Raw genomic sequence first — 15683 nt, forward strand, 5'->3', positions numbered from 1 at the left:
GCAAGGACTATTTTGCTATTTCCAGACAAGATTGTGCTAGCCGGAGGCCGGGAAGAGGCGTGAGTTTGTGACGGATTATTTTTATGCTGGTATATCACAAATTAGTGCAGGGAATGGTTCCCCAGCCGTCAGAAAACCCATGCTATAATGAGTCTCGCTTCACACAAAATGTAAGATCAAAGACTCGCATGAAGGTGCGGTAGACGTCAGAAAGGACCATCATTATGAGTGTACAAATAGACAATTCAAATCAACAAGTTAGCATAAAATTCGTCACGCTCGTCTCCATCGTTGCTGCGCTCGGCGGGCTTCTGTTTGGGTTCGATACGGCTGTTGTATCGGGAGCGGTTGGTTTCATGAAAGAACGCTTTTCGCTTAGCGAAGTGGAGGTAGGCTGGGCGGTTTCCAGCTTAATCATTGGGTGCATCGTGGGTGCAGCAGCATCTGGCGTCCTGAGTGATCGTTTCGGTCGGAAAAAGGTGCTCATTGCAGCGGCGCTGCTTTTCATTATTGGCTCTATCGGCTCTGCGATCCCGGATACATTCACGGGATATATTATTGCTCGTATCATTGGCGGACTCGGCATTGGGATCACCTCAACGCTTTGCCCGCTGTATAATGCGGAGATCGCACCTGCGAAATATCGCGGCCGACTGGTGGCATTGAACCAATTTGCTACGGTGACGGGGATTTTCCTCGTGTATTTCATCAATACCAGCATTGCGAATCATTCCGATGAGGCCTGGAATATTGCGTCGGGCTGGCGTTGGATGTTCGGTTTCGGGGCATTCCCTGGCTTAGTGTTCTTAGTGCTGCTATTCTTCGTACCCGAAAGCCCAAGATGGTTAATCAAGCAAGGAAGAGCTGCTGAGTCACTTCCGATCTTGCTGCGCATTCATGGGGAAGAACTAGCTAAAAAAGAAGTAATGGAGATCAAGGAATCTTTTAAACAAGAAAATGGCTCCATTCGCCAACTGTTCAGCCCAGCGCTGCGCCTTGCGTTAATCGTCGGTGTGGGCTTGGCCATTCTCCAGCAAGTGACGGGCATCAACGCCGTTATGTACTACGCGCCTGAGATTTTCAAACAAACGGGTACAGGCACGAATGCTGCACTGACGCAGACAATTCTGGTCGGATTAATCAACTTTCTCTTCACGATCCTTGCGATATGGCTCATCGATAAAGTCGGTCGGAAGGTGCTGCTGCTGGTCGGTTCAGCTTCAATGACAGTCTGCTTAGCGGTGATTGGCATCGCGTTCCACACGGGTCACACATCAGGCAATCTCGTACTCGTCTTTATCCTACTTTACGTAGCTTCCTTCGCGGTATCCTTAGGGCCTGTTGTTTGGGTGATCATGTCCGAAATTTTCCCGAATCGTATTCGCGGCAAAGCAACAGCTATCGCTTCCATGGCACTGTGGATCGCAGATTATGTGGTCTCACAGACGTTCCCTCCGTTGCTTAGCTCTGCAGGTCCAGCGATAACCTTCTGGATCTTCGGCATCCTTTCCTTGGTGACGTTCGTCTTCACCATGCGAGTTGTGCCTGAAACGAAGGGTAGATCACTAGAAGAAATCGAGTCCCTATGGTCCGCGAAAAAAGCATAAATGCATGAACAGAAAGGCCGGGGCCCTAACCTCGGCTTTTTTGGTATGTATGCGAAGGAAGCTCCCCCACACTCGTCGCTATTTCTTGATTTGAACCCGCATCTACAGGTAAGATGAAGCTAGGACAATCGGATGTACTTGTTAATCGGACAAAATAGAGGAGGCATCGTATGATAGCTGATCTTCAACCCGTTCAAAGTGGATATTTGGCTCGTTATGAGCGTCATTGGCAGCATGATGTGAAGGAAGTTTGGTCATGGTTGACGGAAAATGACAAGCTCACGCAGTGGTTTCCCGAGTTAGAGGTGGGCGAACTCCGTGAAGGCGGCATGATAAAGTTCAATATGCCTGACGGGACGGTTATTCCTATGGACATTATTGAGTTTAGCCAAGACCAGGTGTTGGCTTTTACATGGGATAAGGATCGCGTACGTTTCGAGCTTCATGCAGAGTCAGACGGTGGATGTCGTCTCGTGTTCAGTGAGCATTTACATCAAATAACAGAGCACACGCCAAGGGATTTGGCTGGGTGGCATGTGTGTTTAGATGTGATTGAGGCGTTGCTAGAGGGTAGAACGATTGCCGCACGTAAGGATATGTGGAATAGTTGGTATGTGAAATATAAGCAGCTGACAGACGCAGTTCTGACGAATCAGGCGTAATACATACATAAATATGGGGATTACGGAGGCGAAATCATGAAGGCATTATTTATTGGTGGAACGGGCACGATCAGCTCGGCGATTACGAGACAACTGCTAGCCGAAGGTTGTGAGTTATATTTATTGAACCGAGGCACGCGCAATGCGGACTTGCCAGAAGGTGCGCATATTCTGCAGGCAGACATTAACGACGAGGAGCGCGTGGCGAAGCTGATCGAGGACTTATCGTTCGATGTTGTCGCGGATTTTATCGCGTTCGAGCCGTCCCAGTTGGAGCGGGATTACCGACTTTTTCAAGGTAAAACAAAGCAATTCATCTTCATCAGCTCGGCTTCCGCGTATCAGACACCTTTATCCGATTATCGGATCACGGAAGGAACGCCATTATCGAACCCCTTATGGGCATACTCCAGAAATAAAATCGCTTGTGAAGAGTATTTAGTTAAACAATACCGGGAGCAAGGCTTCCCGATTACAATTATTCGGCCGAGCCATACGTATGATGAGCGCTCTATCCCTCTTGGTGTGCATGGTACGAAGGGGAGCTGGCAGGTAGCGAAGCGCATGCTGGAGAATAAGCCCGTGATTATTCACGGCGACGGAACGTCGTTGTGGACGATGACGCACAACAGCGATTTTGCCAAAGGTTTCATCGGTCTCATGGGCAATCTTCATGCGATTGGGGAATCTGTCCATATCACATCGGATGAGACATTGACGTGGAATCAGATCTACGAAGCGATCGCTGATGCGCTTGGCGTGAAGCTTCACGCGGTGCATGTGGCGTCAGAGTTCCTCGACGCTTGCAGCGCACAAGACTACCGTGGAGGCTTGCTTGGGGATAAGGCGAACTCCGTTGTTTTCGACAACACGAAGTTGAAGGGGCTTGTGCCTGAATTCGTGGCTACAACACGATTCGAACAAGGGATGAAGCGGACGATTGCGAATATCCTAGCTAATCCTGAGCTGCAGCGGGAAGATCCGGAATTCGATGCGTGGTGCGACAAGGTAGTTGGAGCACTAGAGTCAGCGAAGAAAGCGATTCTTGGGTAAATTGCGCAGGAAAAGACACCTTCCAAGTTAGGTTGGGGCGTGTCTTTTTCATTAAATCACACTTCACTTTCGGCTTTCCCACTCGACTAAATGGAAAACATACAGTTAATTCTCGCGAATTCCTCCGAATTCCACGATTAGATGGAAATTATGTAGTTAAATCATTGAGTTTCATCCGTATTCTCTTGAAATCTTGAAATTACATGGAGAATTTCCAGTTAATTCACTGAAACGCGAATTAGAGGTGAAATTAGCTGTACAAAATGCAGTTATTCTAGTGTTTGGCCCAAAGTTGCCCGCATCTCTGCACGAGAGAGGAGCGCCAACGTGGCTGCCGTATACAAAAAAGGGACGTACTTTTCAAGTACAGTCCCTTTTTTTGTATTTCTCCATAAACACTCCCGTCCTTGAAGGACGGCGGAGGCTTTAAATCAGAATATCCAACGTACCGTTGGGATTCGTGTTTACTTTTTTGCTGGCAGCGTTGTTCGGGCCGGAAGGGTTGTTCGAGTTCCTAGCGCCGGAATCGTGTTGGCTAGAGCTAGCGCCGCTACTGGATTTCGAGCTCGCCTGCGCGATTTGCTGATCAATCTGCTGGATCTGTTGCTGGATGAGCTGCACCTTGCGCTCTTTCGTCTTCTGATCGTCCTTGCTCTGCTGTTCCTTCGTTAGTTCGGCTTGCAGCTTGGCCTTTTGTTTCTCAAGGGCAGCTGAATCCGTTGAGCTGGAGGTGAAGGAATACGAACTGCTGCTGGATGTGGTTGATGCAATGGAAATCGACATGATGATCGGGGTCTCCTTTCTAACTTCAATTTGGACATGTTGAAAAGCCCACAGGCGATTATGACATGCCAAATTGAGGAAACGCTGAAGGCGCACTGAGGATTTGCTTAAAATTGGAGATCGAGTGAGGCAAGCAGCAACTTACTCACCTTATTCGAAGTGGAATCCGTATAATGGATATATAAGGACATGGATTTGAAAGGCGGATAACAATGTCGAATTTGATTAGAATCGGACTCTTTTCCAAAATCGCACAGGTAACCATACGCACCCTGCGCCATTACGATGAGCGCGGCTTACTAAAGCCAGCTTATATCGACATCGCGACCAGCTATCGGTATTACACGTATGAGCAGCTCACTCGAATTCATCATATCGTGGTGCTGAAGGAGACGGGGTTCTCGTTAGATGAAATCGCGACGATGATCGATCAAGCACTCACAATGGACGATATGAAGCAGATGATGCATAAGAAGAAAGCGGAGCTAGCGAATCAAATAGAGGAAGCCTCACAACAAATGGCGCGTATTGAGTCTAGATTGCATCAATTAGAACGACTAGGCGAGAAGCCTGTGTATGAGGTTGGGATTAAGTCGGTACCAGTGCTCTATATGGCTGGGCTTCGCCGAATCGTACCACGCCTACAGGATATGCCCGTCTACCGCTGTCAGATGTTTGAGGAGCTCGAGGAAGGGCTGGGAGGCAGTGCATCGATCGACCCTATGCAACAGGAGTACGTTCTGTATCATATGACGGAGTTTATTGAGGAGAATTTCGATATTGAAGTAGGGTTTAGTTTCGATTCATTAGCCCACTTACGCCCAACTGGCCCCATCATCGCATATGAAATTCCAGCTGAGCCCATGGTGGCAAGCCTGATTTACAAAGGGCCTTTCATGGGTGTTGGAGAGGGGATTCTAGCGCTTTTTACATGGCTCGGGGTTAATGGCTATGCACAAACCGGTCCGGTTCGCGAGCTGCACCTATTCGGAAGAGAAAACCATCTTGAAGATTACAACAATGTAGTTGTGGAGCTTCAAGTGCCTATATCCCAATAGGCTGCCAACTATTTTGTAAATGTCTCTTGACTCTCTCGTTACGGTAGACAATATCGTTAGGGTATCGAAAACGAGGGGGCATGATGAATGAGTAATCAAGTGCATGTGATTGTGGGAACGGGGCCACTCGGGATGGCGGTCATGGGGGAATTAAAGCGGCGTGGAGTCGAGCGTATACGCATGGTAAATCGCAGCGGGAGATTGTCCGAGACGGCAGCGGTGGAAGTGGCCAAAGGGGATGCTTCCCAACTTGCTGATGCGGTAGCGATGTGCAAGGATGCTGCTGTGGTCTATCACTGTGCTCATCCAGGCTATACGAAATGGCCGACCCAATTTCCCGGCCTTACCCGAGGAGTTATGGCAGGTGCTGCTGCTGCAGGTGCGAAACTGATCTACGGTGACAATCTGTACATGTATGGCCAACCGAATCAACCTCTGACGGAGGACCTACCACACCTAGCTACTGGCAAAAAAGGGCTAACACGCGCCCAAATGGCGGAGGAATTGCTGCTTGCGCATCAATCGGGGAAGGTTCGCGTGGCGATTGGCCGCGCCTCGGACTTCTATGGCCCAGGTGTTAAGCAGTCCTCCTTGGGTGAGCGTGTCTTTGGCTTCGCCTTGAGCGGCAAGCCTGTAGGTCTGCTGGGTAATCTGGATATGCCACATACCTATACGTATATTGATGACTTTGCGAGAGGACTTGTGACACTCGGTCAAGAGGAGCGCGCATTGGGAGAAGTCTGGCATATACCAAGCGCGAAAACGCACACAACCCGGGAGATGTTAGGGCTGATTTTCGATGAGCTAGGCTCGACAAGTAAAATAAGTACATTATCCCGTCCGATGGTGACGATGATCGGTCTTTTCCATCCAATGCTGAGGGAACTCAAGGAAGTCTTATACGAGTTTGAGCATCCCTTCATCCTGGATCACAGCAAGTTCGAGGCTGCCTTTGGCCCGCAAACGACGACCCCGCATGTGGAAGCCATCAGGCATACCGTGCGGTGGTATAAGGAAATGATGCAGGAACAGCGCGTTTGATAGCATAGACCTACCACACGGAGTTGCATATGATCCAGTTCCATGTCTATCATCTGTCCATGAAATGGCTGATGTTAGAGCCTCAATGAGAGATACGGAACGTAGTTCCCCTATTTCGAGATATTTGGGCATTTTCTGAAAGTTGCGGAACGTCAGTTCGCTATTTGTGCGTTTTCGGTGGTTTTTTGAGCAATTCTGACTGATAGCGGAACCACGTTCCGTTTTGCTCCGAAATTGCGACTTTCAGGATCGATAGCGGAACCACGTTCCGTTTCACCTCTAGCATGCAGCGCCCGTCGCCGCTGCAGCGATGCATTTTCGCGCGTACTGCACGCGAAAACCTCCCCCAAACCCAAAAAGGCACCCATCCCGGGTGCCTTCCCTTCCTAATAACCGTCCGTCCGCTGCCCAGCGTTCTCCGCCAATTCAGCCCCAGCCTTCGCAGCGGCTGATCCCAAGTGCTCTTGCTCAATCTTCGCTTGAGCGAGCCCCTCAGACACACGCCGTCCGTATTCCGGATCGGCCTGCTCGAAATAGCTGATCATGTTAGCCTGAATAACCGGCTTACAGATCTTCAAAGCATCGACCAAATTCGCGATCAACTCATCGCGCTCCCAATCCTCGAACTTGCGGTACGTATCGCCCGCCTGCCCAAAATCATTCGTGCGACTTATCTTCTCGCGAACTAGCCGATCATTATACATCGGCTGATGCTCTTTGCCCGAAGGCGCCGCTTCCTGCAACCCGCCGAGCGAGGAGGGCTCGTAGTTGACATGCGGGTTTTGGCCGGGAGCTTTGTCCACCATCAACGTCATCTGCCCATCCCGCTGGTTCGTGGCCACAGGCGACTTCGGCGCATTAATCGGCAGCTGCAAATAATTCGTGCCCACGCGATACCGCTGGGTATCCGAGTAGGAGAACGTCCGCCCCTGAAGCAGCTTATCGTCCGAGAAATCGAGGCCATCGACGAGTACCCCCGTCCCGAAAGCAGCCTGCTCGACCTCCGCAAAATAATTGTCCGGATTGCGATCCAGCACCATTTTGCCCACCTTACGGAAAGGAATCTTCTCATGATCCCACAGCTTCGTCGGATCCAACGGATCGAAATCGAGCTCTGGGTGCTCGTCGTCGCTGAGAATCTGCACACACAGCTCCCACTCTGGGTAGTCACCCTTCGCAATGGCTTCGTATAAATCCTGCGTGGCATGGCTAATATTTTTACCTTGGATCGCCTCGGCCTCGGATTGTCTCAGATTCTTCATCCCTTGCTTCAGCGGCTCCCAGTGGTATTTCACGAGCACCGCATCGCCGTTCTGGTTCACCCACTTGTACGTGTTGACGCCTGACCCCTGCATTTGCCGATAGTTGGCCGGAATGCCCCATGGCGAGAAGAGGAAGGTGATCATGTGCGTCGCTTCCGGCGAATTCGAGACGAAGTCGAACATTTTCTCCGGGTTCTGCAGGTTGGTGACTGGGTCCGGCTTGAACGCGTGCACCATATCAGGGAATTTCAATGGATCGCGGATGAAAAAGATTTTCAAATTATTGCCGACTAAGTCCCAATTGCCATCCTCGGTATAAAATTTCGTCGCGAAGCCGCGCGGATCCCGCAATGTTTCTGGCGAGTAAGTGCCGTGTATCACGGTCGAAAACCGAACAAAAACAGGGGTACGCTTCCCCTTCTCCTGAAAAAGCTTCGCCCTTGTATACGCAGAGACCGGCTCGTCGCCGACCGTTCCATACGACTCGAAATACCCGTGAGCCCCCGCGCCGCGTGCATGCACCACACGCTCTGGAGTTCGCTCCCGATCAAAATGGGAAATCTTCTCGATGTAATGGTAATTTTCGAGCGTCGAAGGCCCGCGATTGCCAATTGTGCGGATGTTCTGGTTATCCGAAATCGGATGGCCTTGGCGGTTCGTTAAGGTCATATTGGTTGGATTTGTTTGTTCGTTATTGCCCGATTGTTCATTGTTCATCTGTTTGGTGCATCCTCTCATCCTTAGTTAAAAGTAACTTTTACTAAGTTAAGGGAAATTATTCCTAAATATAAGTTATAAGTTGAGCTAACAAAGTAAAGCAAGCATAACTACATCAAGCAATTTTTTAGTTACCTCGTGCATCATATATTGCCGTAAGATGCCTTCCTCTTGGAAGCCAAGGTTTTTCAGTAGTTTTAGTGAAGCTATATTCTCAGGATATACTTCGGCTTGTATTCTGCGGATCTCGACGTGTTTTCGTGTAAAATCGAGAACTGCTTCCAATGCTTCGGTCATGATGCCTTTGTTCCAATACTCCGCTTGCAGCTCATAACCTATGGATACTGGGAAAAGGGGGTTATCCTCAAAACTACCTCGCGTTGGCATCACTAGAATTGTTCCTACAATTTTTGAACGTGTGGTTGTGCCTAAAGAAACACCCCAGGGTAATAGTCTTCTCGCGACAAATGCTTGATTCCAAGATGCTATAAGACTTGAAGCTTCCTCAACGGAAGAGGGACCCTGCCAATCCAGATGCTTGGATATCAGAGGGTTTGTATAATAACGGTATATATTTTCCGCATCGGAAGCCTCCATTTGCCTCAATTGAAGTCGTTTGGTATGCAGGGAGGGAAAGGAAGTAAATAATTCTGTGATGGACATCGGTCACGTACCTTCTTTTAAGGATAGTTTTACCGAAACTTTACACCTAGGGGGTTAAAGTAGGCTTAAAAATACATAAATTTTAAGAAAAGCCCTCACCCTCTTTCCGAAGAAAGGGGGCAGGGCTTCATCAACCATACACGGATTAAAAATCAAAATTGTCCGGATCTGGACCAACACGTATATTCTGATTCATCCCATTAATAGCGTTCATATCCTCGTTCGTTAACGCGAAATCGAAGATGGATCCATTTTCAAGAATTCGATGCGCTTTGGTTGATTTCGGAATCGTCACGATGCCGCGTTGGAAATCCCAACGTAGAATGACTTGCGCGATGGATTTACCATATTTAGCTGCGATCTCGCTGAGCACGGGATTCTCCAAAAGCTGACCCTGCATGAGCGGTGACCAAGCTTCCAACTGGATGCCATGTTTTTTGCAGAAATCATGCAAGTCTGTCTGAGCGAGGAGGGGATGAAGCTCCACTTGATTGACCATTGGTTTAATTGACCCGGTTCCCATTACATCTTCCAAATGATGAATTTGGAAGTTACTCACGCCAATTGCTTTAACGCGCCCTTCTTTATAGAGCGTCTCTAGCGCGCGCCACGCCTCTACGTATTTGCCTTGGACAGGCCAGTGAATGAGGTACAGGTCAAGATACTCCAAGCCCAGCTTCTCCAAGCTCGCTTCATAGGCAGCAATCGTGGACTCATAGCCGAGATCGGCATTCCATACTTTAGAGGTTACGAAAAGTTGATCTCTTGTTAGACCATGCTCTCCCATGCCTTCACGAATCCCCTGTCCCACGCTGGCTTCATTGCCATAGATGGCCGCGGTATCGATGCTGCGGTAGCCAACTTGCATAGCGGATTTTACAGCCTGAACGACCTCGGGTCCGTCTTCAACTTTGAAGACGCCAAGCCCGAGCCAAGGCATTTTTACATCATTGTGCAGTGTGATTGTGGATTGAAGGTTTGCATGATTCGTTGTGGTTGTCATTGTGGTATTCCTCCTAAAATGGTTGGTTGTAATCGTTCCGGTTGATCAGATTTTTCAAGCTTGCGGCTCCAGAAGGTGAGTAGCACGGCACCGAAGACCATCACCCCGCCTACCCAAGTGGTATGAATGAGCCCAATGGAATCTGTGATGATGCCACCAAGGAAGGCTCCCCCGGCAATACCAGCGTTGAAAGCTGCAATGTTGAAGGCAGATGCGACATCTTTGGCCTCTGGGGCGAAACGCTCAGCGAGCTGAACGACATAAATTTGTAAGCCAGGTACATTCATGAATGCGAGTAATCCCATGAAAAATATGGTGATTAAACCAGCAGCTTTAAATGGCGCTGTAAACATAAAGACAAACAGCACGAGGGATTGTAAAAGAAACATGATGAGCAAGGCTTTGCTCGCATTACGGTTCGCTGCGCGGCCTCCAATGATATTGCCAATCGCAATGGCAACCCCGTACAGGAGTAGGATTAACGCTACTGTATGTTCTGCAAATCCTGTAATCTCATGTAATAACGGAGATAAATACGTGAACACCACGAACGTGCCGCCGTAACCTAAGGCTGTGATGGAAAAGGCGAGCAGCAGACGTCCATTCGTAACCAGCTTCAGCTGTGTGCCTAACCGTGTTCGTGTGCCTTTACGCAAATTGGAGGACACCAAGATCAAGTTCGCGATGAGCGCCACCACGCCTACCGCGACAATGGCGAAGAACGCAGCGCGCCAGCCTAACTGCTGGCCGAGGTAAGTACCGATCGGCACACCGGTCACGGTGGCGACGGTAAGCCCCGAGAACATGAGCGCAATCGCGCTGGCTCTGCGGTTCTCGGGCACGAGATCAGCGGCGATCGTTGAGCCGATCGACATGAAGATGCCGTGCGCCAGAGAAGAGACGACGCGGGCGATCAACAGCACGGCGATGCCACTTGCCGTGGCGGCCAATAGATTGCCCGCGATGAACACGAGCATGATCCAGAGCAGCAGCGTTTTGCGCGAGACGGTTGAGGTTAGTGAAGTTAAGATGGGGGCTCCAAGAGTAACCCCTAATGCATATAAAGTAACGGTTAACCCTGCACCTGTAATGGATATATGAAGGTCTTCAGCAATGAGCGGAAGCAGTCCGACACTGATAAACTCGGTTGTGCCAATGGCGAAGGCGCTAACCGCGAGGGCTAGCAGCGCTAGTGTATTTCCTTTGGTTTCTTGTTTCATAGCAATCACCCCAAACTTGTTTGTACCGGCCGGTAAGTGCTATTATCAGACATAATAGTCGGATTGACCAGTACGTACTTTCTAGTACGGTAGGTACTTTTCAGTGCCTATAGCATGGGATGGAGGGAAATCATCAGATGGCTAAAAAGCTGTACAACATCTCGGTAGAAGCCACGCTGGAAGTGATCGGTGGGAAGTGGAAATGCGTCATTCTCTGCCATTTGACTTATGGTAAACGGAGAACGAGTGACCTCAGGCGATTGATGCCTAGAATTACACAGAAAATGCTGACACAACAGCTTAGAGAGCTCGAAGACGATGGGATCGTGGATCGGATCGTGTACAACCAAGTGCCGCCTAAAGTGGAGTATGCGCTCAGCGAGTATGGGGCAAGCCTTAAACCGATCTTGGATTCGCTCTGCATGTGGGGAGAAACGCATATCATCAAAGAATATGGAGATAAATTCATTGTTCTTGAGGAAAATGTACTGAATAAACGGGACGAAGAAGCCCTAATTGACGAACTTATGGAGAAAGAGGTAGAAATGACATGAATACATCAATCAATCAGAAGGGCGATTCACAAGTAGCCATCGTGGAGAGCACGGACATTCTCATCAGCAACGAGCAAGATGCGCTAGATTTAATGGCATCCGTCCGATACCTGACAGGTTGCGATAAGTTTATTATTAATCAGTGGAATTTAACCGAGGATTTCTTTGAGCTCAAAACAAAACTCGCAGGCGATGTTCTCCAGAAATACACGAACTATCAGATGAAAATGGCCGTCATCGGCGATTTCGATCAATACGACAGCAAAAGCCTCCGCGATTTCATCTACGAATGCAATCATGGCAAGCACTTCTTCTTCGTCGCGGACGAGCAGACTGCTTTGGATGCTTTGCATGGCGTGAAGTAGCAGCTTTGCTGACACCAACACTTGATCGTACCACGTAACACCAACAAATTTAGCTACTCAAGTAACTGGATCGCGTGCATACTCAACCAGCACCAGCACCAGCACCAGCACCAGCACCAGCACCAGCACCAGCACCAGCACCAGCACCAGCACCAGCACCAGCACCAGCACCAGCACCAGCATCAGCACCGAATCTCAACGTCCCTACCCCCAGCGTAACCTCCACGGCCCCGCGGCGACAACTAACTGGAAAAACTACAGCTAATTTCGCCAATTTTTCGCCGAAACACGATTTAACTAGAAAATATGTAGCTATTTTGGCGCCTTCAAGCTGGACGAGAGCAAAATGCTGAAATTAGCTGTAGGAAATCCAGTTAATCGTATTTTCATTGCTAAATCTGCTGATTTAGCTGTACTTTTTCCATCTAATCCCTGCTGCGGCGCGCGCAAAAGTGTGGGCGATTAGTTAGTGGCGGTGCGATGTGCTTCTGCACCATGCTACCGTGATGCCCCAACCAATCAACCAACAAAAAAGCAGCGCAGGATACCCCGCGCCACCTTTTATTTCCCGAACTGGCCGGGCCGCACTTTCTTCACATCAAACATGCTTACATTCGAGGAAATGACGTATTCAGGACGTTCCTGCCCTTTACTATTGCGGTGACCTGCCAGATGCTCGGGGCTTTTCTCCCAGTTTTTCCACGCTTGCTCGGACTCCCAACGAATGAAAACGACGACTTCTTCCGCCTCTTTGCTCCGTTTGTTGACCATAACGGTCACATCGATAAGTCCTTCCATGCCGTCCAATGGCCCTTCCTTGCTAAATCGCTCCACGACTTTGTCGCTATTACCAGGTTGTACAATAATGGTCCTCTGTTGAATAAGCACGAAGTTCAGCTCCTCTTAAATGATATATGAGTATGAGAATCATTATCAATCAAAAAGAGGAAGCCGTCAACACGTGCTTGTTATGCCTACTAAATATTCTACCTCCCCTGGACCGCCTCCAGCAAAGCTTGCAGCGACAGTTCCGCCAAAGTCCCCACTGTACGCGGCTCCCCATCAAAAGACAGGAACTTCGTAACCGGGTTAGGCACCACGATGTAATGCATGCCTGCGGCCGCCGCAGCGCGTGCGCCGTTAGGTGAATCCTCAATCGCAATCGCTTCATTCGGCATTACGCCAAGATCCTTCAGCGCAAGCTCATACAACTCGGGATGTGGCTTCACCAAAGCGACATCTTCTGAGGTACGAATCGTCTCAAAATAATCACCAATCCCCAGCTGCGCCAGATACGTATCGACCCAAGCTCGCTTGGAGCTGGAAGCTAATCCAATGCGCAGGCCTAATGCTTTGGCCGTCTCTAAGTAATCAAGAATGCCCGGGCGAATACCTTCATTCGCCATCTTCTCGGTATGTCGATCATGTATACCTTGCCGAAAAGATGCCCGATCCAACGAAATGTTCAGCTCCGTGATCAAATATTCATAAGGATCGAAGAGATGCGAGGACGTTCCAATGCACTTTCCGTACATGTCCAAAGTCAGCTCCACCTCATGCTCGAGATAAGCTTCCCTGAACGCCTCATACCAAGCTGTCTCCGTATCCAGAATCGTGCCGTCAAAATCTAAGATCAATGCTTTTATCGTAGTCAAATTGCATTCCTCCTCATGAACCACAACAAATTCTAAATAAAATGGGGAAGGGTTTCTAAAAACTTTGTCGAAATCTAGAAGACTAGTCTGTATGACCTATATGACCTATGTGTACCAATCCGCAATGCTGTACAATTCTGGAGGTGTTTTTGTTAATCATGTCACAAGCTAAATCTCAAGGCAAGCAAATATCTGTAAGGTTTTTTCGATCTCTTTCTTTCAAAATTTCAGCTTGGACAGCCGCCTGCTATATTGTACTTTGCGTGTTGCTTACCTTCGTTTCCTATCAACAGCATAGGCAGCAAATGTCAGATAACTTGGTCGCACTTGAAGAGATTTTCCACGCCCCCCTTATGCAGAAAGTAGATTACATTGAGAAATCCAAGGAAGAATTAAAGAAAAATAAAGAAGCTTATAAGTATGAACCTGCTGTTATGAACGTACAGGAGGATATGGACCGTGTCTCTCAAGGGGAGTTGGTCGAAAATGCCTACTTATTTTACCCAGAATGGACAACATTGCAGGGAGAGCCAGCTCTTTTGAATTTGTTATCCAATGCGGAGCTATATGTCGATGAGAAGCCAACTGATCCTTATGCACCCGTTCCTGAGTTGTTAACTGCGCTTAAGGAAGCAGAGAATACAGGTTTCGGTATTACGGGAGTCTACCAAGATTCATTAGGAACTTGGGTGAGTGCGGTGAGTACGATTCGAGATCAGAATGGCAAACTTGTTGCTTTTGTGGGATTAGATTTCAATTACGGCGTCCTACAGGCACAAATGAATAAATATACCGTCCAATCGCTATGGACAGGCTTAATCGCCATTGTGATAGGAACCCTCTTTATCGTATTCATAGTACGACTGTATCTGCGTCAGATTACCCCATTAATGAAGTTGGCACAGTCAGCGGCAGCAGGAGATTTGTCGGATGCATCGCTGGTCAAAAGCAAAAACAGTGATGAATTGGGTGTTCTGGGCAATCATTTGAAAGACATGGTCGGAAACCTTCGCGGTCTCATCGTTCAGATTGCACAAGCAGCACAGCAGGTTTCGGCGGCATCGGAATCGCTGCAAACGGGTGCTCAGCAGACCAGCCAATCTACAGCGTCTGTCTCGGAGATGATGGGCCAGCTTGCTTCACATTCGGAGCAGCAGCGTCAAGGCACAGAGGAAAGCAGTCATGCCATGAATGAGATGGCTGTTGGCATTCAACGTGTAGCGGAATCAGCAGGCCATGCCACGGACATTTCAGGCCATGCGCGCGCTCATACGAGCGAAGGCAATGCACGGATGGGGCAGAGCATGCTGCAAATAAACGAAGCACTGCGCTCCGTACAACAGGCGGTACAAGCGATTCAGAGTTTGAAGTCGATGTCCGAGGAAATCGGCGAAATCACAGTCCTCATCACGCATGTGACGAGACAAACGAACTTGCTTGCACTGAATGCCTCTATTGAGGCAGTTAGAGCAGGTGAGCACGGCAAAGGCTTCGTAGTTGTTTCCACGGAAATCCGCAAGCTTGCAGATCAATCTCGACTGGCGACAGAACGTATTGCTGAGCTCGTTGAGCGTGTCCAACACGAGACAGGAGCCGCTGTTATCGCGATGGATCGTGGCCTTGGGGAAGTAGAGGCTATGCAGGCTGTCGCCCAACAAACGGACGGTACGTTCAAGGAGCTTTCTGGCACGGTGCAGGAGGTCGTTGATCAGATGACCGATGTATCTGCCGTTTCGGAGCAAATGTCAGCAAGTTCGGAGGAAGTACTGGCGGGAATCGTGGAAATAGCAGAGCTAACTCGCATGACAACGGAGCTTACACAGGCTGTTGCGTCTGCAACGGAGCACCAACTAGCGACCATTTCGGAAGTTGCCAGGACGGCTAACGAATTGAATGGGATGTCGAATGAGCTGCAATTGGCCGTGGCTCGGTTTAAAGTGTAAGCTTCAAAACAGCTAAAAGAAATAGGATGCCTTCGGGCATCCTATTTTAGTACGAAAAGCCTTGACATTTTCATTGATAATGATTATCATTTTTAGT

General features: G+C 49.0%; 16 protein-coding genes. 8 read left to right on the forward strand and 8 right to left on the reverse strand.

Annotated elements, in window-relative coordinates:
* Positions 1 to 224: 224 nt before the first annotated feature.
* The 3 genes from GC096_RS23005 to GC096_RS23015 all read left to right on the forward strand — a co-directional run bounded on the left by GC096_RS23005 (position 225) and on the right by GC096_RS23015 (position 3322).
* Positions 225 to 1607, forward strand: coding sequence for a sugar porter family MFS transporter (locus GC096_RS23005; protein ID WP_171633505.1), 1383 nt, complete (start codon positions 225 to 227; stop codon positions 1605 to 1607).
* Positions 1608 to 1777: 170 nt separating this feature from the next.
* Complete coding sequence (locus GC096_RS23010; protein ID WP_171633506.1) at positions 1778 to 2269, forward strand: SRPBCC family protein; 492 nt, start codon at positions 1778 to 1780, stop codon at positions 2267 to 2269.
* 36 nt (positions 2270 to 2305) lie between these two features.
* Entirely contained in the window at positions 2306 to 3322 is a 1017-nt protein-coding gene (locus GC096_RS23015) for an SDR family oxidoreductase (RefSeq protein ID WP_171633508.1), read from the forward strand.
* 426 nt (positions 3323 to 3748) lie between these two features.
* Here GC096_RS23015 and GC096_RS23020 read toward each other — a convergent pair whose 3' ends face one another.
* Entirely contained in the window at positions 3749 to 4105 is a 357-nt protein-coding gene (locus GC096_RS23020; protein ID WP_216626236.1) for a FlxA-like family protein, read from the reverse strand.
* Between the two features lie 212 nt (positions 4106 to 4317).
* Here GC096_RS23020 and GC096_RS23025 point away from each other — a divergent pair, with 212 nt between their 5' ends.
* Positions 4318 to 5163, forward strand: coding sequence for a MerR family transcriptional regulator (locus GC096_RS23025; RefSeq protein WP_171633510.1), 846 nt, complete (start codon positions 4318 to 4320; stop codon positions 5161 to 5163).
* An 87-nt stretch (positions 5164 to 5250) separates the two neighbouring features.
* Positions 5251 to 6204 (forward strand): NAD-dependent epimerase/dehydratase family protein, encoded by a 954-nt coding sequence (locus GC096_RS23030; protein WP_171633511.1) that lies wholly within the window; start codon positions 5251 to 5253, stop codon positions 6202 to 6204.
* Positions 6205 to 6590: 386 nt separating this feature from the next.
* On the opposite strand, the gene GC096_RS23035 is transcribed toward GC096_RS23030, so the two are convergent.
* The 4 genes from GC096_RS23035 to GC096_RS23050 all read right to left on the reverse strand — a co-directional run bounded on the left by GC096_RS23035 (position 6591) and on the right by GC096_RS23050 (position 11069).
* The gene (locus GC096_RS23035; protein WP_246302914.1) at positions 6591 to 8183 is read right to left on the reverse strand and encodes a catalase; all 1593 of its coding nucleotides are present in this window, start codon (positions 8181 to 8183) and stop codon (positions 6591 to 6593) included.
* 87 nt (positions 8184 to 8270) lie between these two features.
* On the reverse strand, positions 8271 to 8846 hold the full coding sequence (locus tag GC096_RS23040) for a GNAT family N-acetyltransferase (RefSeq protein ID WP_171633514.1): 576 nt from the start codon (positions 8844 to 8846) through the stop codon (positions 8271 to 8273).
* 145 nt (positions 8847 to 8991) lie between these two features.
* Complete coding sequence (locus tag GC096_RS23045; RefSeq protein WP_171633516.1) at positions 8992 to 9849, reverse strand: aldo/keto reductase; 858 nt, start codon at positions 9847 to 9849, stop codon at positions 8992 to 8994.
* Positions 9846 to 11069, reverse strand: coding sequence for an MFS transporter (locus tag GC096_RS23050; protein WP_171633518.1), 1224 nt, complete (start codon positions 11067 to 11069; stop codon positions 9846 to 9848). The genes GC096_RS23045 and GC096_RS23050 overlap by 4 nt, the downstream gene beginning before the upstream one ends.
* A 137-nt stretch (positions 11070 to 11206) precedes the next feature.
* Between GC096_RS23050 and GC096_RS23055 the strand changes: the two genes are divergently transcribed.
* Together GC096_RS23055 and GC096_RS23060 are read left to right on the forward strand one after the other, a co-directional pair.
* On the forward strand, positions 11207 to 11623 hold the full coding sequence (locus GC096_RS23055; RefSeq protein ID WP_171633519.1) for a winged helix-turn-helix transcriptional regulator: 417 nt from the start codon (positions 11207 to 11209) through the stop codon (positions 11621 to 11623).
* A complete protein-coding gene (locus tag GC096_RS23060; protein ID WP_171633521.1) occupies positions 11620 to 11988 on the forward strand; it encodes a DUF4180 domain-containing protein in 369 nt (122 codons plus the stop codon). The genes GC096_RS23055 and GC096_RS23060 overlap by 4 nt, the downstream gene beginning before the upstream one ends.
* 57 nt (positions 11989 to 12045) lie before the next feature.
* Here the strand turns inward: GC096_RS23060 and GC096_RS39140 are convergent, their stop codons facing one another.
* The 3 genes from GC096_RS39140 to GC096_RS23070 form a co-directional block, all read right to left on the reverse strand.
* Complete coding sequence (locus tag GC096_RS39140) at positions 12046 to 12177, reverse strand: hypothetical protein (RefSeq protein ID WP_281366831.1); 132 nt, start codon at positions 12175 to 12177, stop codon at positions 12046 to 12048.
* Positions 12178 to 12549: 372 nt separating this feature from the next.
* Positions 12550 to 12876, reverse strand: coding sequence for an antibiotic biosynthesis monooxygenase (locus tag GC096_RS23065; RefSeq protein ID WP_171633522.1), 327 nt, complete (start codon positions 12874 to 12876; stop codon positions 12550 to 12552).
* Between the two features lie 98 nt (positions 12877 to 12974).
* Positions 12975 to 13643 (reverse strand): HAD family hydrolase, encoded by a 669-nt coding sequence (locus tag GC096_RS23070; protein WP_216626237.1) that lies wholly within the window; start codon positions 13641 to 13643, stop codon positions 12975 to 12977.
* Between the two features lie 158 nt (positions 13644 to 13801).
* Here GC096_RS23070 and GC096_RS23075 point away from each other — a divergent pair, with 158 nt between their 5' ends.
* On the forward strand, positions 13802 to 15586 hold the full coding sequence (locus GC096_RS23075; protein ID WP_171633524.1) for a methyl-accepting chemotaxis protein: 1785 nt from the start codon (positions 13802 to 13804) through the stop codon (positions 15584 to 15586).
* The last annotated feature ends 97 nt before the right edge of the window (positions 15587 to 15683 follow it).

The sequence above is a fragment of the Paenibacillus plantarum genome (assembly GCF_013141695.1).
GTDB lineage: Bacteria > Bacillota > Bacilli > Paenibacillales > NBRC-103111 > Paenibacillus_E > Paenibacillus_E plantarum.